Source organism: Candidatus Uabimicrobium amorphum (genome assembly GCF_009002475.1).
In the GTDB taxonomy this organism is placed as follows: Bacteria; Planctomycetota; Uabimicrobiia; order Uabimicrobiales; family Uabimicrobiaceae; genus Uabimicrobium; species Uabimicrobium amorphum.
The window spans coordinates 7,724,302-7,745,657 of the sequence record NZ_AP019860.1 but is presented as its reverse complement, the minus strand read 5'-3'; the positions used below and the strand labels follow the sequence as shown (position 1 = coordinate 7,745,657).

General features: G+C 36.3%; 14 protein-coding genes. 7 read left to right on the top strand and 7 right to left on the bottom strand.

Annotated features, from left to right (window positions below):
- Positions 1-3: 3 nt before the first annotated feature.
- From UABAM_RS27040 to UABAM_RS27015, 6 genes are all read right to left on the bottom strand, one after another.
- Positions 4-498, bottom strand: coding sequence for an FHA domain-containing protein (locus UABAM_RS27040; RefSeq protein ID WP_151971111.1), 495 nt, complete (start codon positions 496-498; stop codon positions 4-6).
- A gap of 59 nt (positions 499-557) precedes the next feature.
- Positions 558-1,028, bottom strand: coding sequence for a hypothetical protein (locus tag UABAM_RS27035; RefSeq protein ID WP_151971110.1), 471 nt, complete (start codon positions 1,026-1,028; stop codon positions 558-560).
- A 125-nt stretch (positions 1,029-1,153) separates the two neighbouring features.
- Positions 1,154-2,488, bottom strand: a complete 1,335-nt coding sequence (gene ltrA, locus UABAM_RS27030; protein WP_151971109.1) for a group II intron reverse transcriptase/maturase — start codon at positions 2,486-2,488, stop codon at positions 1,154-1,156.
- A gap of 497 nt (positions 2,489-2,985) precedes the next feature.
- Positions 2,986-6,174: an efflux RND transporter permease subunit gene (locus tag UABAM_RS27025; protein ID WP_151971108.1), complete on the bottom strand. Its 3,189-nt coding sequence runs from the start codon at positions 6,172-6,174 to the stop codon at positions 2,986-2,988.
- 15 nt (positions 6,175-6,189) lie between these two features.
- A complete protein-coding gene (locus UABAM_RS27020; RefSeq protein ID WP_151971107.1) occupies positions 6,190-7,833 on the bottom strand; it encodes an efflux RND transporter periplasmic adaptor subunit in 1,644 nt (547 codons plus the stop codon).
- Between the two features lies 1 nt (position 7,834).
- Positions 7,835-9,217 (bottom strand): TolC family protein, encoded by a 1,383-nt coding sequence (locus UABAM_RS27015; RefSeq protein WP_151971106.1) that lies wholly within the window; start codon positions 9,215-9,217, stop codon positions 7,835-7,837.
- 729 nt (positions 9,218-9,946) lie between these two features.
- Between UABAM_RS27015 and UABAM_RS27010 the strand changes: the two genes are divergently transcribed.
- From UABAM_RS27010 to UABAM_RS26980, 7 genes are all read left to right on the top strand, one after another.
- Positions 9,947-11,875 (top strand): heavy metal translocating P-type ATPase, encoded by a 1,929-nt coding sequence (locus UABAM_RS27010; RefSeq protein ID WP_229759309.1) that lies wholly within the window; start codon positions 9,947-9,949, stop codon positions 11,873-11,875.
- 77 nt (positions 11,876-11,952) lie between these two features.
- Positions 11,953-12,333: an ArsR/SmtB family transcription factor gene (locus tag UABAM_RS27005; RefSeq protein WP_151971104.1), complete on the top strand. Its 381-nt coding sequence runs from the start codon at positions 11,953-11,955 to the stop codon at positions 12,331-12,333.
- A 25-nt stretch (positions 12,334-12,358) separates the two neighbouring features.
- Positions 12,359-12,823: a methyltransferase family protein gene (locus tag UABAM_RS27000; protein WP_151971103.1), complete on the top strand. Its 465-nt coding sequence runs from the start codon at positions 12,359-12,361 to the stop codon at positions 12,821-12,823.
- 454 nt (positions 12,824-13,277) lie between these two features.
- Positions 13,278-15,536, top strand: coding sequence for an efflux RND transporter periplasmic adaptor subunit (locus UABAM_RS26995; protein ID WP_151971102.1), 2,259 nt, complete (start codon positions 13,278-13,280; stop codon positions 15,534-15,536).
- A 51-nt stretch (positions 15,537-15,587) separates the two neighbouring features.
- Positions 15,588-18,659, top strand: coding sequence for an efflux RND transporter permease subunit (locus UABAM_RS26990; protein WP_151971101.1), 3,072 nt, complete (start codon positions 15,588-15,590; stop codon positions 18,657-18,659).
- Complete coding sequence (locus tag UABAM_RS26985) at positions 18,643-20,007, top strand: TolC family protein (protein WP_151971100.1); 1,365 nt, start codon at positions 18,643-18,645, stop codon at positions 20,005-20,007. Before UABAM_RS26990 ends, UABAM_RS26985 begins: the two co-directional genes overlap by 17 nt.
- Before the next feature lie 306 nt (positions 20,008-20,313).
- Entirely contained in the window at positions 20,314-20,568 is a 255-nt protein-coding gene (locus UABAM_RS26980; protein ID WP_151971099.1) for a hypothetical protein, read from the top strand.
- 326 nt (positions 20,569-20,894) lie between these two features.
- On the opposite strand, the gene UABAM_RS26975 is transcribed toward UABAM_RS26980, so the two are convergent.
- Positions 20,895-21,353, bottom strand: coding sequence for a DUF1854 domain-containing protein (locus UABAM_RS26975; RefSeq protein WP_151971098.1), 459 nt, complete (start codon positions 21,351-21,353; stop codon positions 20,895-20,897).
- Positions 21,354-21,356: the final 3 nt, after the last annotated feature.

Sequence of the window (21,356 nt, the reverse complement as noted above, 5' to 3'; positions counted from 1 at the left end):
TACTTAGTTTGCGAAAAAAAAGTAAACAAAAATTAAAACTGATAAACCGATAAAAAAGAAAATTGCTACATTTTCTATTTTAGAGTCAGTATCATTTTCCCAGTAATCTTTAGCATAGGGGCTACCGCTTTGGTGAGTAGCATCCGTTACAGGCATCTCCATAGTCTCGTCGTTTGCAGCCAGGTTTTCGTAAAAAATAAGTTTACAAAATCCAATAGTAACTTCATCGCCATGAGTAAGGATTTTTTTGGCAGTAACTGCTTTGCCATTCAGCATTGAACCATTACGACTCAGATTTTGGAAAGACCATTGCTGTGTAGACTCTATTTTGATCACGGCATGTGTTTTAGAAATAGCTGGGTGGTGTAAGATAATTGTATGGACTCCTTGTCCCAAAGAACGACCAATAATATTATCTTGGTGAGGATCTAGAGTAAATACTTGTCCTGTATTTTGTTCGATCAGGTAAATGCCTGTGTCTAATTCAGTTTTGTGCATAATGTAAGAACCTCTTTTTTCTTACGAAAAAAGAGGTATTCCTTCAATGAGTTTAGAGTTTAATGGTCATGGCCGTGGTCATGTTCTATCTTTATATTATATTTTACTCCCTTTATGGTAATGGCTATTCTGCCAGCAACTTCTTCCTTTAGAATTTCATCTGTAACTTCAAAGTGGGAGGACTTATTTTCAGCAGTATTCATGGCGACCGTCTTAAGTTGTTTTTTCGTTTCTTTATACCTTAAGTTTAACATGGGAGTACCTTCAATCGCTTCTGCAGTTTTTGCATCTTTTCCCAAAATATATAGGGTTATTTTTCCTACTTTTTCATCATGAATAAATTCTATATGAGCAAGGTGTTCCCCTACTTCTAACAGTTCACCTCCATTAGGTCCGTGTTCATGACCATGAGAATGACCATGTCCTTGTTCTTCTGTGTTCGAATTTCCGTTGTTTGTTGATGAGTCACATCCCATAAAAGATAAAGCGATAATAGAAAAACATATGACAATATATTGTCGAGTAGACATAATATAGTCCCTTAAAATTTACACATGTGTGAAATGTTAGTTTCATTTAATTAGTGTAAGGAACGTCAATGTCCCTCACAGAACCGGACATGCGGATCTCCCAGCATCCGGCTCTTCAATCTAATTCACCTTACACGAGATAAGTAAAAGTTGTGTACTATCTTTGGTTTTGGGAGCGGGTAAAGTTTGAGATATCTCTGGAATCCTTCCCAATTCATACTTTTCTTTTGACTACGACGATTCATCCATTTTATCACCATTCTTATAGTGACTCGATAGAAGTGGCTAATGCTTTCGTAGTTTTCGCTAACACCGTAATATTGATAGTGGCCGCGTAGTTTGGCTTCTAGTGTTTTCCACCATTCTTTGGCTTCAACCAGGTTTCTGATAGATCTTAACCAAGTATTCATATCTTTGCATTTTGCTGCAAATTTCTTACGGCTAGTTTTTCTACCTATTTTAAACCGGCCTTTTCTTGTTACATCACAATAGTGAGTAAAGCCAAGAAAATCGAAAGTATTAGCTCTCCTGTTTTGCAGTCTGGCGTTTCCCCTTTCGAATCTACCAAAAGATAGTATTCGTGTTTTCTCTGGGTGTAGTTCCAAACCACATCTCTTGAATCGTTCGTTGAGTGCTTTTTCTATTTTAATCGCATCTTCTTTGTAGCGTGTTAAGCATAGAAAATCATCTGCATAGCGAATCAGTTCGCAATAGCCTTTCGCACTTTTCTTTATTGTATTTTCAAACCAAGTATCTAGTACATTGTGGAGATATATGTTTGACAGTATTGGACTTAATATGCTACCTTGCGGCGTTCCTTCCTCTGTCCTAATCATCATTTCATGATCTACATAGCCTGCCTTTAGAAATTTCTCTATGAGGTTTAACATTGTTGTGTCTTTTATCCTCATTTTAATACTCGAAAGTAACATCGCGTGAGGTACTTTATCGAAGAATTTTCTTATATCAGCTTCGACTATGTAGCTTACAGGCTGGCTGCTCACTATATTATTTATTTCCTTGAGCGCCTGATGACAGTTCTTTTCTGGTCGAAAACCATATGAGTTATTTAGGAAATCTTGCTCATAGATACTTTCCAGTATCCATGTTATTCCTCGTTCAACGATTTTGTTTTCTATCGCTGGAATTCCTAGTGCTCGTTTCTCGTCACCTTCTTTTGGGATGTAAACCCGTCTTGCTGGCATTGGTTTGTACTTTTTGCTTTTTAGCTTTCGTACTAACTTTGAAAGGTTTTCTTCCAGATTTTCTCCATAATCTCTCCAACTTACATTATCTATTCCTACTGCCTTATTCCTGTTAAGGCTCTTGTAGCAATCCCGAAGGTATTCTTCATTCAGCAAATGAGCTAAGCTCGTAAACTGAAATCTCCTATCTCTTCGAGCATGACTGGATATTAGAGATAACTTCTCCCATGTTTTTCCTGTTTCAGTGTACAGCATGTCGAATTTTACCTCTATTCATTAAACTGCTGTCCCCTTCGAGTTTCCTTTATGGAATCAATAGGCATTACCCTATCTACTCCTCTACTACGAGACAGTCCGACTACCAAAGTATCGTACCTTTTCGTTGCCTCTTCAGCTCCTCCAAGGCTTCTTTGGAATACTTTGGTTCTCCCAAGTTCCAACATAAACCGTTTGTTTGCCCGCTACGGCCTTAGACCCCGGTAAAGTTGTTGCATTCTCACCCTTACGAATGCTACAATTCTGGCTTCAGAGAAATGAAACTCCTGGCCCTTTACGTTAGAGAGATATTACGGGGCTCAATACCTTCACTTGCGTTGCGGCTGACAAACTCCTTTCCCATGGCTTCACGTAATTTGTTACCTCCTTACGCGCATGGTTCCGTTCCGTGCCAGTGGTTAACCTTTACACGTGCTGGATTGTCCAGCTGGTTTTATGTTAGCTTAGCTTGGCGCACTCATTTTTTTCTCCTTATTTTAAGATTTAAGATTATTTTTTGATTGAAACTCAGAAAATAATTTTTCTGTTGCTGTATCAAATGTTTCAGGGGTTTGAGTAACAGTTTCTGCTGCGTTTTTTCCAAAAAGCCAAAAAATAGATGGGCGCACTAAGAAATCCAAAATGGTACTGGATATTAGACCACCGATGATTACAGTTGCTACAGGATATAAAATTTCACTTCCAGGTTTATCTGGATACAAAGCAATAGGTACAAGAGCAATCCCACTTGACAATGCTGTCATCATCACAGGAACCATTCTTTCCTGGCCAGCGCGAATAATCATTTCAGCGCTAAAAGGAATTTTTTCTTCTCGCATTAAATATAAGTAACGATCCAAAAGGAGGATTGCGTTGCGAGAGGCAATTCCTCCTAATGAAATTAATCCTACAAGAGTGGCGATAGAAATAGGCTGCTGGCTCCATACAATGTAGAAAACAGCGCCAATAACGGCCATTGGGATACTCATTAAAATTTGCAGTGATAAGTTTACTGATTTGAAATAGATATAAAGAACCATGAACATAATCAAAATGGAAGCAATACTCAAAAGGAAGATCATGCGCGTTGCTTGAACTTGAGCTTCATATTGGCCACCAATTTGAATAGAATATCCAGGAGTTTGTGCAAGCTCTTTACGTATAGGCTCTAACGCCTGATCTACATCAGCAACCACTTCGCCTAAAGATCTTCCAGCAATATTGTGTTGGATGATGATACGTCTGGATACATTTTCGCGATTGATATTATTAGGTGTTTTGCCAATATAAACATTAGCAACATCAGAAAATAATACCGATACACCGTTATCGCGTTTTACTCTGAAGTTTCTTATTTTTTCTAAATCGTTGCGGTCGTTCTCTTCCAAACGTAAAATAATGGGAAAGGTAAACGATTCTATACGCATACGAGAAATAACTTCACCTTCCATTGCTAGTTCAATGAATTCGGAGATATCCTCGACAGTTAATCCCAGGCGTGCAAGTTCTTCACGCTTTGGTTCAATAACGATGTTGTCTACAAGAACTTGTTGTTCGACATACAGATCCGCAATTCCAGGGATGTTATTTATTGCGGCCTCTACTTTTTTTGCTTGGCGCCGCAAAACATCTAAGTCAGGGCCAAAAATTTTAATAGCTACCTGAGCGCGAACGCCAGACATCATGTGGCTTAATAAATGAGAGAGAGGTTGATCGACTTCCGTGGGAATCCCTCGAAAATCCTTTTTAATTTTTTCTCGTACTTCGCTAATAATTTCTTCTCGGGAACGTTTTGAATTCGAATCAAAAGTGATGATAACCTCTGTGTTGTTAACTCCTTCGGCATGTTCGTCACCTTCAGCTCGACCTGTCCTTCGGGCGATGTGTTTGACGCCCTCTACTTGTGTTAGTATCTTTTCTAAGCGTGCTCCGAACAAATTGGAAGTTTCCAGCCCTACTTCAGGAGGCAAGAACATATTGATTTGTGCAACCCCTTCGTTAAAAGGTGGTAAAAACTGAGAACCACGTGTCACCAGTAAAAAAATACTGACAATGAGCAATGATAAAAACAATCCGATAATGATTTTTGCCTGTTTGATACTAAAAAAAATCATTTTTCCTACTACAATTTTCAAGCATCTCACTACCAAGGAATCACCTTTTTCTTTATGTTCTTCTTTATCTGATAGTAAGGTGTAACAAAGAATGGGAGTAACTGTTAGTGCAACAAAGAGGGAGGCAGAAACGCTTAAAATGTAAGCAATACCAATAGGAATAAAAAGACGTCCTTCTAAACCAGATAAGAAAAAAAGAGGTAAATATACCACGATCACAAGTAGGGTACCGATTAAGATTGGTTGCCTGACTTCGCTGGAGGCGCGAAAAATCACCCAAAGTTTGTTCTTAGGAGATTTCAACTTGGCATTTTCTTTTAGTCGACGATGTACATTTTCTACATCGACAATAGCATCATCAACAAGTGCGCCAATGGCCACCGCCAGTCCACCTAAGGTCATGGTATTGATAGACAAATCAAATATAGAAAAGATAATAGCTGTAATTGCGACTGATAAAGGAATCGCTGTTAGGGTTATAAATGTAATGCGCAAATTCATCAAAAATAACAATAAAACTAAAATAACTAAAACACCACCATCTCGTACAGCTTCAATTACATTGTCTATAGCACGATGAATAAAAGTCGCTTGTTGAAAAAGATCTTCAACGAGTACAATATCTTCTGGAAACCCTTCTTTCATAAGCTGTAGTTCTTTGTTAATACGGTTTGTTAGTGCTACTGTATCGGTTTGTGGTTGTTTAAAGATGACCATGATAACGCCACCTTTACCATCAATACCAGCTTCTCCTGTACGCACCAAAGCAGGTCCAAATTTGACATCAGCTACATCTCTTAATCTGATGGGACGTGTAGGAGAAAGTTTTACCACCGCATTTTTGATAGCTTCTTCGTCAATAGCAAGTCCTATGACAGTGATAATAGGACTTTTTGCTCCCATACTCAGGAAGCCTCCAGAACTGTTGATATTCGTTTTTTGCACAGCGGTCTGTATCTCATCGAGAGATACATCTAAAAGTCTTAATTTATCGATATCAACTATAATTTGTAATTGGCGTGGGGCTCCGCCAATGGTAACAATTTGAGCAACGCCCTGAATAGATAGTAGGCGATATTTTATAGTGTAATCAGCTAAAGCACGTAAATCAGTAGAATCAATATTTCCGCTTTTGCTCTGCACCCCTATCATCTGTATTTGTCCCATAATACTAGAGATGGGAGCCATTTGCGGAGTAATATCTGGTGGGAGTTTACTGGCAATTAGTTGTAATTTTTCTTGGACAATTTGACGGTTGCGATAAATATCTGTGCCCCAGTCAAATTCAACATAAATCACTGATAGCCCCAAACCAGAAGCTGATCTCACTCTGGTAACACCAGTAGATCCATTGAGAACTTGCTCCATCGGAAGAGTGATCAAACGTTCGATGTCTTCAGGGACCATAGATGGAGCTTCTGTTAAAATTGTAACAAGTGGTCGATTTAAATCTGGAAGAACATCTATAGGCATGTAAATAGCAACTATAGTACCATAACACATGACCAAAAGAGCGATAACTATCACAAATAGGCGATTTTTCAATGAAAATGCAATAATACGATTTAACATGATAATATCTCCTTTCTAATGAGCATGTCCATGGTGTCCACCAGATTCTTCAGATCCAGATTTTAGTGCTAAACCTAAGGCAAAAGCACCTGTTTGTACAATTGTATCTCCAGGAAAAATATCCAAGTTATTAGCAATTACTACCACTTTGTGATCCTGATACAAAACTTTTACTTTTATAGGCTCAAAGCTCTTACCATTTTGTAGAAAAACTATTTTTTCAGGTCCATCTTCTGTTACTGCTTCTTTTGGAAAAACATAAACTTTTTCCATTTTTTCTACTGGAATCTCTAACATATACTGTTGACCTTCCTGTACTTGCCATGTACGAAATTGTCCTCTACTAGGGTGTTTTATGATATGAAGAGGTTTATTTTTAACGCGCATATATGCCTTCATACGACTTTGGTCATCGCCAATAGTGTTGAAAAAAATCAGATTTTCCAAATGTGTTCCAACACCAGGAATTAAAGGAGAAGCTTTCATACTTAAGTTTTGAGGCAATGCCTTCAAAACGATGTTTTTTTCGCTACCTATAGGTTCAACCAGCAAATGCAATTCATCAAAATTTTCCAATGTTAAAAGTGGAGTTCCTTCCTCTACTAACGAACCAACTTTCACTTTTATCTCATGGCAATCCCAGTCTTTTGCTAAAGAGGGAGCCTTCACAACAACAACAGGATCAAAAGCTCGTATAGCATACAAAGATTTTATTTTTTCTAGAGTGTGTCCGTTTTGCAACAAACCACCTATTTCCAAAAAGTACTTGCCTGCTCTCGGCTCTTTTTGCAACCATTTTAAAAGCGCTTTATTTAATAATCCTGCGGCTACTAATTCTCCAATAGTAACAACAGTCCAATGAGTTTTTTGAATATCTTTTGGCAAAGTTTTGTAGATATCAGAAGCGATGGGAGGCCATAGTCCATTACGCTTTAAAGGTAAATACCATACTTTGATATCAAGATCAGGTCTTTCTCCCTTTTTAATGTCATCAATTTGCTTTATGGATAAGCCATGTCGTATTAGTTCATCTTTAGTTATAGATAACTCTTGTTTTGCTCTTTCTAATTCATATTTGGCATCAATAAATGTTTTTTTCGATATCACTGGAAATTTATTATTCCCATTATTTTCAGTATATTGCTTTATACGTCTCAATTCCATTTGAGCAATTTCGACATTTTTAATAGCTCTTCTATAACTACCTAAGATTTCATGAACATCTTCAGTCGCAGGCTTTATGATGTTCTCTGTTAAAGTGAGGTTCACTCGCGGAAAAGGGTCGCGAATAATAGTAACTAGAGGATCTTTTGATTTGACCATCGCACCAAAGTGAATCTTTACCTCCTTTACATATCCACGTACAGGAGAAAAAACGGGCTGTATATTGGCTGAAATGATCTTTGTTGTTGCAGGAATAGAGTAATTTTTGACAAAAGTAGTTTGCTGCACTTCACCCATTGTTATTCCCATATTTTGAAGTGCTTCCTCTGAAAACTCGACAGAATGTTCACCATGAGATTCTGTGTCAGAATGTTCATTGTTAACAACAGGACTTTTTTCCATGCCAGCTATCCAACCAGCAGCCAAACCTAAGCCAGTACAGGTTATGCTTAGTAGTGCAATCGGTAGCACTTTGTACATTATTTTTTTTAACATGTTATTCCCTTCCTTCTAGCGATAGATCTTCGATGTTTTGCTCTGCATCAAACAAAATAATAGGCATACCGACTATTTTTTCTATTTCAAGCCATGCTGTGTACATATCCATTTCAGCTTGAACACTACTTAGCTTTATCCTTTGACTGGTGCGTTGCACTTCCAAATATCTTAAGAAATTGACGTTGCCACTATATACAGCAGCTTCAGTCAACTTAATATTCTCTTCGGCTTTGTTCAAAATTGTATCTTTCAACAATGTAAATCTTTTTTGAGCCAGGATATAAGTTTCGTATGCTTTTTGCAGTTCAATTTTATTGCTCTGCAAAGTATTCTGGTATTGGTTTTTAATGCTGCTCCGATTTCCTTTGCTAGCTGCTATTGCCTGCTGGTTTCGATCAAAAATAGGTAGTGGAATTTCAACAGAAACGCCCCATATCTTTGTATCAGCACCAGGATCTCCTTCAAAAGAACTTTGTAGTCTTATATCTGGAGACTGTTTTGCTATTTCAAGTTCCAGCTCTTTTTCAGCAACTTCATAAGTCTCGTTTAAATTAGCAATATCAGGGTTGTTTTTTAGCATTATTTTGTGTAGATCTTCTACATTGGGAATATTCGTTATTCTTGGTATTTCCGGCTTTTCTAAATTCTTTAAAACATGGACATCCAAACCTACTATCTCGAACAAATCAGCTGCTATTTTTAGTAGTTCTGTTTGTAGCTGTAGCTCTTCATTTTTGCTTTGCTGCAACTCTATTTCCATGATACTTACATCTAAACCCGTTGCTCCGCCGGCTTCTATCAACTTTTTGGAAGTTGCAACAGATTTTTCTAAGCTTTTGCTAATCCTACTTTGGACATCATATTGTTTTTGCTTTAGTAGCAATTGAAAATAAAATGTTCTTAGTTGTAAGTACTCGACTCTGTATTTATACAAAAGCTTGGTATAAGCTAATTTGGCTTGTGCTGTATAAACGTTGTCCTGAGCTTGTAATCGGTTTCCTAAAGGAATATCTATACCAATAGCTACATTTGGTTGAAGACGCCGTTCACTGGCACCATTTAATTCAGACCCTATTAACAATCCGATTTCAATTTCAGGATTAGGCCAAGGGGTTTTAATTTGCGACTGTCTCTGTGCATTTTCATATTCTACACGTGCTTCTTTTACTCTGAAATTATTGGTTCCTAACCATTTTACCAGTATTGGTAAATCTATTTTTGTCTGTCCGATCTCTTGCTTTGGTATACTTTCTTTTGCTTCTGGAATAGATTTTCCCACATGTATTGGTTCTGGTGTCGTGAGTAAATCAATACGTTCTGGTGTATAAGATTGGCAAGAAATGACAAAAATCATGGTAATCACTAAGAAATTACGGTTCATACCATACTCCTATAATCATTATCTTTTTTGTTGTTTGTAATATTTCAACAAATAACAACCTACGCATAGCAAAATGCGAAATTGCTTTGCTGAAATAGTATTAAAATATGAAAGATAATAATTTTTTTAGGTGAGTAAAATGCAGGATTGCAATAGAGGAGAAATACCATAACAAAGAGAGGTCTTTGTGTATGTTTGATGTTTATGGAGGGTAATAAATTGATAAGGGATTGTATCTAAGAGGTTGTAAGGCAATACAATTTTTGATTTAGCAGTACATAAAAATTGAAAACCTTCTATTTCAATATCTAGGCACCAATGTGTAGCAAACTGTGATGTTTTTTCTTTATTGCCTGGTTGAGTATCTGTGTGACTATGTTCATGTTTTTGTTCAGAACAACAGGAATAATCTCCAGGATGGGCACCAAAACACTCGCAATAGTTTATGGAAAATCCAAAACACTGCACCCATACTACACAAAATAGTAAAATCCATATTCCTTTTTTTTTCACAGGTTTTCTACCTTTTTTTGAGTTAAATAAAAAATACTATAATAATATTTATTCCACAATAAAAAGCTTTTGTCAACTCAAAAATGATAAGTATTAACTATGCATTAACTTAAAAACAACTTTCATCAATATCCGAAAATTTATTGGAAAAGTATCTGTTTTTTAGTATATATGAATAAGTGTTCATGTGTTTGTCTGAAAGGGAGTGTAAGAATTATGAGTAAATGTAGTTGTGAAGAAAGTTTGCATAGTAGCGAGAGACAGTCTTCCTGGTGGAATGAATACCAACCATACTTTTGGGCATCTTTTAGTGCTATACTGTTGCTCTCTGGTATATGTTTAGAAATGTTCAGACCTGATCTCTTCAAAAAAGAATTGCAATGGATCGTTTATGGAGTAGCCTACTACATTGTTGGAAAACCAGTTGTATGGAAAGCAGTGAAAAAGCTATTTACTGCTGATTTATTTAATGAATTTTTTTTGATGAGTTTAGCTACCATTGGAGCATTTGTCATTGGTGAGTATGCTGAAGGTGTAGCGGTGATGCTGTTTTATACCGTTGGAGAATTATTTCAGGAAGCAGCTGTAAATCGGGCAAAACGTTCTATCGAATCCCTCTTGAAACTACAAGTCGAAGAAGTACAGGTCTTAGAAGATGGAAAATCATTTGTAAAACATCCGAAAGATGTTCAGCCAGGACAAATTATCCAGGTCAAATCCGGCGAGAAAGTAGCATTGGATGGTGTACTTTTTAACAAACATGCATCTTTTAATACAGCAGCTTTGACCGGAGAATCTTTACCTGTTGACAAGGAAAAGGGTGATGAAGTACTTGCAGGTATGATCAATCTACACATGCTTGCTGAAATAAAAGTTTCTCGCAAATATGAAGATTCAAAACTGTCTCAAATATTGAATCTTGTACAGGAAGCCACTAGCAGAAAAGCTAAAGCACAGAGATTTATTACCCGTTTTGCTAAGGTTTATACACCGGTCGTTGTATTCTTAGCAGTGGGCTTAACATTGTTTCCCTGGTTTTTTGTGGAGAACTATGTTTTTAATGACTGGTTATATAAGTCACTAATCTTTTTGGTTATTTCATGCCCTTGTGCATTGGTAATCTCCATTCCTCTTGGTTATTTTGGAGGGATAGGAGCAGCTTCCAAAAACGGTATTCTTTTTAAAGGTTCGAACTTTCTTGACCAAATAACTCGAATTGATACGGTAGTAATGGACAAAACGGGAACTCTTACAAAAGGGGTTTTTGAAGTACAAGATGTAGTTGCTGACAATCTAGAAAAAAACGATTTCGTACAAATGGTAGCTGCGCTAGAAGCTCACTCTAACCACCCTATTGCTCAGGCCATAGTAAAATACGCAGGAGATACCTTTAAAGAATTATCAATTGCTGAAGTTGAAGAAATACCAGGGCATGGACTGAAAGGAAAAATAAACGATAACCAGACCATACTAGCAGGTAATGAAAAATTACTTTATAAGTTTAATATCCCATTCGATGAAAAACTTAGTATGTTATCTGATACAACTGTTTTAGTCGCCATAAATGGAAAATTTGCAGGGTACATTATCATTGCTGATACCTTAAAAGAGGATGCTAAGATAGCGATTAAGGCTTTATATGATGCTAAAATAAAAACTCTTGTGATGCTTTCAGGAGACAAACAAATAGTTGTTGATAGAATAGCTGATCAGTTAGGACTGGATAAAGCCGTTGGCGGCTTATTACCTGAAGATAAAGTAAAAGAGGTAGAAAGATTAAAAGAAGAAGGTCGATTAATCGCCTTTGTTGGAGATGGCATTAATGATGCGCCTGTGGTTACCGTTGCCGACGTAGGTATGGCAATGGGAGGACTTGGTAGTGATGCCGCTATCGAAGCAGCTGATGTGGTGATTCAAACCGATCAACCATCTAAAATAGTAACGGCTGTAAAAGTAGGACATGTCACTAAGCGAATAGTTTGGCAGAACATTGGATTAGCATTTGGGGTAAAACTCATTGTACTTATATTAGGAGCTGGCGGAATAGCTACGATGTGGGAGGCTGTATTTGCAGATGTTGGTGTAGCTCTCTTAGCTATTTTTAATGCCATGAGAATTCAGAATTTCAAATTTGTGCAAATGTAACCTAAAAAATAGTTGCGAAATTATTTTCATCCTGGTATATATGAATAAGTGTTCATATGTTTTCTCAAAGGGGTAAAATGGCAAAATCTAAAGAAAATTTTAACTGTAGTGTCAATAAAATACACCATGAAAAGCTCAATCAAGCTAAAGCAAATATGTCATCATTTGAAGAGATAAATCGTCTTAGCGAGGTTTTCAAAGCATTGGGAGATCAAACAAGACTGAAAATCGTGAATGCTCTCCTATACAATGAACTCTGTGTTTGTGATCTTGCAGCACTATTTGAAGTTACACAATCAGCTATGTCGCACCAACTTAGAGTTTTACGTCACTTAGGCATTGTACATCATAGAAAAGATGGCAAAATTGTATACTACTCTATAAACAAAGAAAAAATAGGTCTGTTAAAAAAAGAAGTAGAAAAAATACTCTTTATGGAAAGACTTGAGTTACTATGAAAAAACAAGATGTAGGTTTATACAAATGAAAACATATGACAGAATTTTTGGTGCTGGGCCAAGAGGTTTTTTTATAAGTTTGGTAGCTCTTGCAGTTGCATGGAAACTTGAACCATTAGTTAGTTTACCAATTGTATGTAGTGATGTATTGATAAGATGGAGTATGTTTTTTATCGCTCTCATTGCTACGTTATTGTTGGTCATTTGGAGCTTTTGGTCACTTCCTCCTGCAACTCGTGGCAAAGAGTTGGTTACAACTGGTGCATTTAGATACTTTAGGCATCCATTATATGCTGCGTTTCTCTTATTTTTCAATTTTGGATTGGCGATTTTACTCAACAATTGGATTTACATTTTTTGGGCTGTTGCACTACATGGTATATGGCATTTAAATATCATAAAAGAAGAGAAACTCATGAAACAAGAATTTCCGAAGGAATATACTGAGTACTGCACTAAGACAGGTCGTTTTGTACCAAGGCTATGGTAATTTAGATGATTGTTGCAAATTTCATAGCGTAATAAGCTGTATATTTGTTAATTTTGGGTATTAAAATATGTTTACGAAAAGATTTTTCTCAGTCTTTATTATAATCTTTGTGATGAAGATAAGTTTTTGTACTTTACTTTGCAATCAAGTATCTTGTTGCGTAGACTCATGCCCTTCCAAAAAAGAACATTGTTGTTCCAACTATCCTTTATTAGCTCAAATTTCAGACGATCCACAAAAATTTAAAATCTTACCTCTTATAGAATTTTGTTGTTTAAAACCTTATCACAACACCTTTAAATTGCCTTCTTTTTTTACCAAAGACTTTTGTTTAAAATTTATACTTCCCTCTCCCTTAACATTTCTCTCATCTCAAGTTCTCCTTATATAAGCCAAATGATTACTTGTTTATACTCTAAGTTATATTTTGGTTAATAATTTTAAGGAGATTTCCGTGAAAAAATCTTTGATAATACCTCTTGTTGTAGCGGCAGTTTGTGCTGTTGCTATCTTTTTTCTAAAACCATACTATTGGTCATTGAGTTCTACAAAATCTAAAGTAAATATTGAGTTATGTTCGCATGGTTATGCAAAAAACAACTGCTACCAATGTAATCCTACATTAGTTGATAAATTTAAAACGGATCTTGATTGGTGTAACGAACATTCATTACCAGAATCTCAATGTGAATTATGTGATCCTTATGCAAAATTTAAAGCAAAAGGAGATTGGTGCAAAAAGCATAGTGTTCCAGAATCTCAGTGTGTAAAATGTAATCCCGAACTGGCGCAAAACCAACCGAAATTTGTCGATTGGTGTAAAGAACACAATATTGCCGAATCTCAGTGTACGATTTGCAATCCCAATTTGACAATCTCATTGAAGTCAGATTGGTGCCAAGAGCACAATGTACGTAATTCAAAATGTGTTTTATGCAATCCGAGTCTTCGAAAAAAATTGAAGCAATCAAACATAACAGTACAAAATTCCGCAAGAAAATGGTGTGAGCATGGCTTCGAACAAGGAAATTGCTATCAGTGCGATCCCAAGTTAGCAGATAAGTTCAAAAAATCAGGAGACTGGTGTGGTGGGCATGATGTTCCAGAATCTCAGTGTTTTCCATGTAATAGTGGCTTACAAGAGGAAGTCAATAAAAGGTTGGCCGAAGATACGGCGCAAAATTCCGCAAGAAAATGGTGCGAGCATGGTTTCGAAAAAGGAAATTGCTATCAGTGCGACTCCAAGTTAGCAGAGAAGTTCAAAAAATCAGGAGACTGGTGTGGTGGGCATGATGTCCCAGAATCTCAGTGTTTTCCATGTAACAGTGGCTTACAAGAGGAAGTCAATAAAAGGTTAACCATTTCAGCAGTAAAACCTGAATTACTCAAAAGTGACAGCGATACCACTATCTCTTTTGATGCTACACTACCAAAGTCTGCTTTTTGTGGCACACATCACTTGCGTATTAAATTTTCGAGAAAAGAAATTGCTAGTCTAATCGGAATCAAAATAGCGCCCGTACGAAAAAGAGCAGTGAAAGAAATTTTAACATGTAATGGCGAGGTGATGTACAATGCTACTAACCAAACAAAAGTCGCTTCTAGATATCGTGGAATTATACAAAAAGTTAATGTTCACATTGGCCAGAGAGTCAAAAAGGGACAAATTTTAGCAGTCATTGATAGCCCCGATTTAGGCCAGCTCAGAACAAATATCGCAACACAAAAAAAGCTTTTTGATAACAAGAAAAAAATATACAGCAATATAAAAAAAATGTTGGCTTTGTTAACGAAAAGCAACATTTCTTCGAGTCAGGCTACAGAAAAAATGAAAACATTAGAAATAGGCCTGGCAAAATCTTCACTTTTAGAAAAACTTGCAGAACTTGAATTAGCCCAATCTGAACTAAATCGCCAGAAGGAGATGGAGAAAGAGGGCGTTGGCCTGAAAAAAAATCTCCTTCAAACACAAAAAAGATTTGATTCGATTTATACATCATATGTCTCTCTACTTGAACATACAAAAGTATCAGCAGAAATAGAAATCATAGAGCTTCAGGGAGAACTCAACAATGCTTTACAAAATTTGGGAACTAAGATCAAGAGAGTTTCAAAGAAGCCATCAGAATATCTAATTCGCGCTCCTTTCGATGCAACAATTATTTCTGTAAAAACTGTAAAAGGAGAACTTGTTGAATATGGAAAGCCTCTTTTCTTAATAGCAGATTTATCTTCTATGTGGGTGCGATTAGATGTATTTGAAAAAGATTTACCACGATTAAAAAACGGTCAACCTGTTCGTTTTAAAACAGACTCTATTAAAGATGTCAACTTTGAAGGCAAAATATTGTGGTTAGGCTCTGAAGTTCATGACAAAGTACGTACAGTGTCTGTTTTAGCTCAAGTAAATAATAAAGAAAATCTATTGCGCGTTAACATGTTTGGAAAAGTCAAAATATTAATACACCAAAATGAAAACGTAGTTGTCGTCCCTAAAAAGGCTATACAGTGGGAAGGATGCTGCCACATTGTTTTTATTCAACTTGAAAATGATTTATACGCACCAAGAAAAGTTCGGTTGGGATACGAGGGAAAGGATTTTTACGAAGTAAAAGCCGGCTTGTTGGCTGGTGAACCTGTTGTTACTGAAGGAAGCTTTCTCTTAAAAACAGAAATTCTAAAAAGTAGTATTGGTGCTGGTTGTACAGATTAACAATTCAGACTACGACTTTTACAATTAATACTATTTTTTAAGGAATTTCCCATGTTGAATAAATTAATAGAATTTTCTTTGATCAATCGATTTCTTGTAATCACGCTGACACTGATTTTAGCAGGAACTGGCTTTCTGTCTTTATCAAAACTTTCTATAGATGCTTTTCCTGACACTACTCCTATACAAGTTCAAATAAATACAGTTGCTCCTGCTCTAAATCCTGTAGAAATTGAGCAACAAATAACCTTTCCTGTAGAACTTGCCATTAGTGGTTTGCCGAAACTTAAACTAGTTCGATCTATTTCCAAATTTGGATTATCTCAAGTAGTTGTGATATTCGAAGATGGAACTGACATCTACTTTGCCAGACAACTGGTAATGGAAAGACTTCAGAGTTTAGAGCTTCCTCAAAATACTCCGCAACCTGTATTAGGACCTGTTGCAACAGGCTTAGGAGAAGTATTTCATTATCTAGTTAAAAGTAAAGCTCACGATTTAACACAAATCACAACTGCCCAAAATTGGATCATTAAACCACAATTGCGTATGGTTCCTGGAGTTGCTGAGATAAATACCTGGGGCGGGTTTGAAAAACAATACCATGTACTTATCAAGCCAGAACTTCTAGTAAAGTATCACCTGACATTTAAAGATATATTTGAAGCTCTTGAGTATAATAATCGCAATATTGGAGGAGGAACAATTACTCCTCATGAAGGTGAAGCTTTTCTTGTTCATGGTTTAGGGGTAGTATCATCTATTTCTGAGATCGAAAATATTGTTATTGACGCTAAAGATGGTATTCCTATCTACATTCGCGATATTGCTACTGTAGAAATCGGTCATGAGATTAGAAGAGCTGCTGTAACTGCAAATGGTAAAGGAGAACAAGTTCTTGGTCTTGGCTTCATGCTTATGGGAGAAAATAGTCACACTGTTACCCAACGTTTAAAAAACAAGCTAGAAGAAGCCAAAAAATCGTTACCTCCAGGGATGACAGTAGAATTAGTCTATGATCGAACGGATCTTGTTGACGCAGTATTAGATACTGTAAAAAAGAATTTATTTGAGGGTGCAATTTTGGTTATAGCAATCCTTTTTATATTCTTAGGTAATTTAAGAGCAGGATTAATAGTTGCTTTGGCCATACCTCTTTCTATGTTATTTGCTTTTAATGCTATGTTGTACTTTGGTATTGCTGGTAGCTTAATGAGCTTGGGTGCTCTCGATTTTGGCCTTGTTGTGGATAGCTCTGTCATCATGGTCGAAAACAATGTTCATCACTTATCTACCGAAGACCAGAGATCTCGTCTAAACATAGTACGGGATGCCTCTATCGAAGTAAGAAAACCTACTATGTTTGGCGAGCTTATCATCATGATTGTGTACTTGCCTATATTATTTTTGGAAGGTGTAGAGGGAAAACTTTTCAGACCGATGGCTTTAACCGTAATTTTTGCACTTGCAGGCTCTATGATTCTATCCATGACCTTGATGCCAGTTCTTTGTAGTTTATTTATTCGAAAAAAAGTAAAGAAAAAAGAACCATGGCTAATTCGTGCTCTCAAATGGTTGTATCGTCCTATACTTCATCTGGCTTTACGTTTAAAATTTCTAGTTATTATCGGAGCACTTTTACTGCTGATATTTTCTAGCTGGATTGCCACTCGTCTGGGCTCTGAGTTTATTCCTCGTTTAGAGGAAGGCGCAGTAGTTGTCAATACTGTACGTCTCGCAGGCGTTTCTTTAGAAGAATCGGTACGTTATGGAAGTCGTATAGAAAAAATCCTTCTTGATGAATTTCCCAATGAAATAAAAAGCATATGGACAAGAACCGGAACTCCTGAAGTAGCCACTGATCCTATGGGATTAGAAGTATCTGACATTTTTATTACTCTAAAATCTAAAAAAGAGTGGAGACGAGCAAAGACGCAGGAGGAATTAGTAATTCAGTTAAGCCGTACTTTACAGGGACTACCTGGCATGCGGTCTGCATTTACTCAGCCAATAGAAATGCGTGTAAATGAAATGATAGCAGGCATTCGTACCGATTTGGGAATCAAGATATTCGGAGATGACTTTGACATTTTAATTCAACTCGCAGAGCAAGTAGAAAATATTTTAAAAAGAACCTATGGTTCAGCTGAACCTGTAACAGAACAACTAACAGGCCAACCAGTTTTACAAATTCGTATCCGTCCAGATGATATTGCGCGTTTGGGAATTTCTAGAAACGATATTCTTTTAGCTGTTGAATGTATAGGTGGGCGCAAAATAGGAGAAATTCGCGAAGGTCAAATGCGATTTGCACTTGTAACACGACTCAAACAGCAATATCGCCAAAATCCACAAGCTATAAAGGAAATATTACTGAGAACAGTAGATGGAAAACAAGTTCTTTTAGAAAAAGTTGCTGATGTTGAATTAGTAGAAGGTCCAACAGTTATCAATCGAGAATGGGGACACCGTCGCATTGTAGTGTCTTGTAATGTACGTGATCGCGATGTAGGTTCGTTTGTGGGCGAAGTAAAAAAAAGGATCAATGAATTAAAATTTCCCCCAGGATATTCTATAGATTACGGAGGGCAATTCGAAAATCTTGAACGAGCACGTTTACGTTTGACGATCATTGTCCCACTAGCTCTTCTACTGATACTTATTCTTCTTTACACAACATATAACAGTATGCGTGATGCATTGATCATTTTTACAGGTGTCCCTTTCGCTACTATTGGAGGTATTTTAGCTCTACATTTACGTGGAATGCCCTTTACTATAAGTGCAGGAGTCGGATTTATTGCTCTTTCTGGAGTAGCTGTGTTAAATGGCTTAGTCATGGTTTCTCGTATTAGAAAGCTACTAGCTGAAAGAAAAACATTAGAACATGCAATTACTGAAGCTGCAGAATCAAGACTTCGAGCTGTTTTAATGACTGCATTAGTTGCTAGCTTTGGATTTATTCCTATGGCACTAGCTACAAGCGTTGGGGCTGAAGTTCAAAGACCATTGGCAACAGTTGTTATTGGCGGAATTATAACAGCTACAATACTTACTTTAGTTGTTTTACCAGTGTTATATTCTTTTTTTGGAAAGGAAGATAATCATGAACCAAAAAATTAATTGCGAAATGATAAATGGTAAAACTTCTATAATAACTGTACTTACCATTTTTATTATTTCATGTACAAGTTTGCAACCTAAAGAACTACGGCTAGAAGAGCCAAAGCTCAAAGAAAAATTGATAATAACTCAAAGCAGAGAAAAGAGCCCCATTAAACAGATAATAAATGTATCAAAAGTATTAACTCTTGACCAGGTTATAACATGTATAAAAAACTATAACCCCAGATTACAAGCCTCCAAAGCAGTAATTCTCGAAGTTCAAGGAAGTGCACAGCAACAGATGCTATATCCCAATCCAGTTTTGGGGTTTGAGTCAGAAGATATGCCACTTGATAATTTTGGCAATTTTGGACGTGCTGAAAATAGCGTTATCTTAAGACAACGATTTATCATGCCCTGGAAACGCAACGCTACTCAAGCAACTTTAAATAAGCAAATAGATATTGTAAAACAAGACTACATAGTTTTTGAAAATCAAATTGTAACAGAAGGTAAAAGAACTTTTTTCAAACTTTTAGCGATACAGGAAAAGCTTACTACAACAAAACGATTGCTAGAAATTGCCAAAACCAGCCTGGACGTAAGTAAAAAACGTGTAAAAACAGGTGAAGCAAGAAATGTAGAATCTATACGTGCTCAAGTAGAATGCTCACAAACTATCTTAAAAATACAAGAATTAGAAAATGAAGTAGATAATACATATCAAAAATTACTTTTACTTATGGGAATGCCAGATTTAAAGATAAAGAAACTACAAGGTGCATTATTTACAAAAATACCTGAATTTGATTTAAAAGAATATCTTTTTAAAGATCATCCCGAATTAAAAAAAGAAGGTTTGAACCATGATCTTGCCGAGTTAAAAATACAACAAGCAGAAAAAGGACGTTGGCCAGACGTGCAAGTTGGGATCGGAATTGAAGATGATAATAACGAAAATGAAGAATCCTTTAGGCTTTCCTTAGAAATCCCGTTGCCAATATTCAATCGTAACCAGGGAAAAATTTCTGAGGCAAAAGGAAGCAAACAGAGAGCTCAAAACACAATACAAGCAACTCGCAATGAACTAAAAACGAACGTAGACCAATACTTACGTTTGTATTTTACTGCACAGAAACAAGTAAACAGTTACAAAGAAGATATCATTCCCAAAGCAAGCCAAACATTTGAGTTGACAAAAAAATTATACCAAGCGAGTGAAATTGGTCAGATTGAACTTCTGAATGCTCAGCAAACACTTGTTAAAGCAGAACTAGGCTATATAGACGCTCTTGCCGATTTGTGGGACTATGTAATATATTTAGAGTATTTTACAGGAGCAAAACTCCTTCCAATTAAAGATTAATGATAAGGTAAAAAACTTTTAGGAGCATACCCTTGGACATGAGAGTAGTTTAGAGGAAGCTCTCCAGGAAAAATTATTTTTATTTAGGAGATATTCCAAGAGTTGTGCTTGAAATAACCAATGAAATGGGGAGGCTCTTTTATGGTATGAAAATTTAGAGAAGGAGGAATACACTGCCTTTGTTATTTATAATTATAGTGTAATATACAAAAAAATACATCATTTTTTTACCGCTACCTTTTTATATAAGGTCCTGGTATACCGTTACAGTCTGTCGTTATGATTTGTTGTTTTGAGGAAATTTGTATGAGGAATTCTTTATTTCAGGAAGTAGAAGTACAAGGTTCTCCTCCACGGCGTGCGGGAATATTTACCATTCCGTTTTTACTACTGTTATTGCTTGTGGGGCTCTTTTTTTGGGTAGGAAGAGATGCCTTCATGTACTCTCGTAAAGTAGACGTTGCCAAGGTACGCCTTGCCCAAGGAAAGGTTGTGGTAACGAAAGAAACGGGTGGCACTCTTTTTCAAACTGCTGGATGGATAGAAGCACGTGTGTCTTGATGATGATTAACGCTCAAGAGATTTATGTGGAATAGACTGAAGTTTTATTAAGTCACAAAGGAATCGAGTTCTCCTTACTGTCATTAAGTTAAACGTTAACTGGAGAATCTGGATTCCTTCGTGATTTACTAGGTAAATTATTTTACTTGATATTATTGATGGTACGCATTGCCAATGCATGTCTGACAATAGGTACTGTTGTATTGTCAAAAAAATCTTCGATGTCATACACACGATATTGGATCTAGAATCTTCATTAAAAAAACTCAATATTGGTGATTGTTCTCTAGTAAGTACCGTGGCAATGCATAGTTTTTGAAATATTTTTATATAATCTTGTTGATTGCATTTTTTGAAGATCTATCTAGTTTTCTAAAAGAAACTATCTCATAACAGTTTCCGATATGATCGCGAAGAATAATGTTATCTTGTGAAATGCATAAAAAATCGCGATTGGGATTTTTCATCAAAAACTTCCTTGGTCCTTTTTCTGTTTCTACATGCCAGTAACGACAAGACCGATGCGATTTTGTTTCAAATACCTTGATAATTTTGGGTAGAAAATAATTTCGTATTAGTTCATCTTTAGCGATTTGGCGACTTTCCGTAGGTATCGAGTTTAGAGAGTCTAAAAATATAATTTCTTTTTTCTTCTCATCTACAATTGAAATTTCTTTCCATCGCCCAGTTAGGGGTCTCGCCCACAATATTTTAGCTAGTTTTTCCTGTTGTTTTTCGAATTGGATGTATACTTTGCCATGCTTTTTTAGTAAGCGAAAATTCATAGC

Coding starts and splice junctions, on each gene's coding strand:
- UABAM_RS27040 (WP_151971111.1), bottom strand. CDS start 498: ATGCACAAAACTGAATTAGACACAGGCATTTACCTGATCGAACAAAAT.
- UABAM_RS27035 (WP_151971110.1), bottom strand. CDS start 1,028: ATGTCTACTCGACAATATATTGTCATATGTTTTTCTATTATCGCTTTA.
- ltrA (WP_151971109.1), bottom strand. CDS start 2,488: ATGCTGTACACTGAAACAGGAAAAACATGGGAGAAGTTATCTCTAATA.
- UABAM_RS27025 (WP_151971108.1), bottom strand. CDS start 6,174: ATGTTAAATCGTATTATTGCATTTTCATTGAAAAATCGCCTATTTGTG.
- UABAM_RS27020 (WP_151971107.1), bottom strand. CDS start 7,833: ATGTTAAAAAAAATAATGTACAAAGTGCTACCGATTGCACTACTAAGC.
- UABAM_RS27015 (WP_151971106.1), bottom strand. CDS start 9,217: ATGAACCGTAATTTCTTAGTGATTACCATGATTTTTGTCATTTCTTGC.
- UABAM_RS27010 (WP_229759309.1), top strand. CDS start 9,947: ATGAGTAAATGTAGTTGTGAAGAAAGTTTGCATAGTAGCGAGAGACAG.
- UABAM_RS27005 (WP_151971104.1), top strand. CDS start 11,953: ATGGCAAAATCTAAAGAAAATTTTAACTGTAGTGTCAATAAAATACAC.
- UABAM_RS27000 (WP_151971103.1), top strand. CDS start 12,359: ATGAAAACATATGACAGAATTTTTGGTGCTGGGCCAAGAGGTTTTTTT.
- UABAM_RS26990 (WP_151971101.1), top strand. CDS start 15,588: ATGTTGAATAAATTAATAGAATTTTCTTTGATCAATCGATTTCTTGTA.
- UABAM_RS26985 (WP_151971100.1), top strand. CDS start 18,643: ATGAACCAAAAAATTAATTGCGAAATGATAAATGGTAAAACTTCTATA.
- UABAM_RS26980 (WP_151971099.1), top strand. CDS start 20,314: ATGAGGAATTCTTTATTTCAGGAAGTAGAAGTACAAGGTTCTCCTCCA.
- UABAM_RS26975 (WP_151971098.1), bottom strand. CDS start 21,353: ATGAATTTTCGCTTACTAAAAAAGCATGGCAAAGTATACATCCAATTC.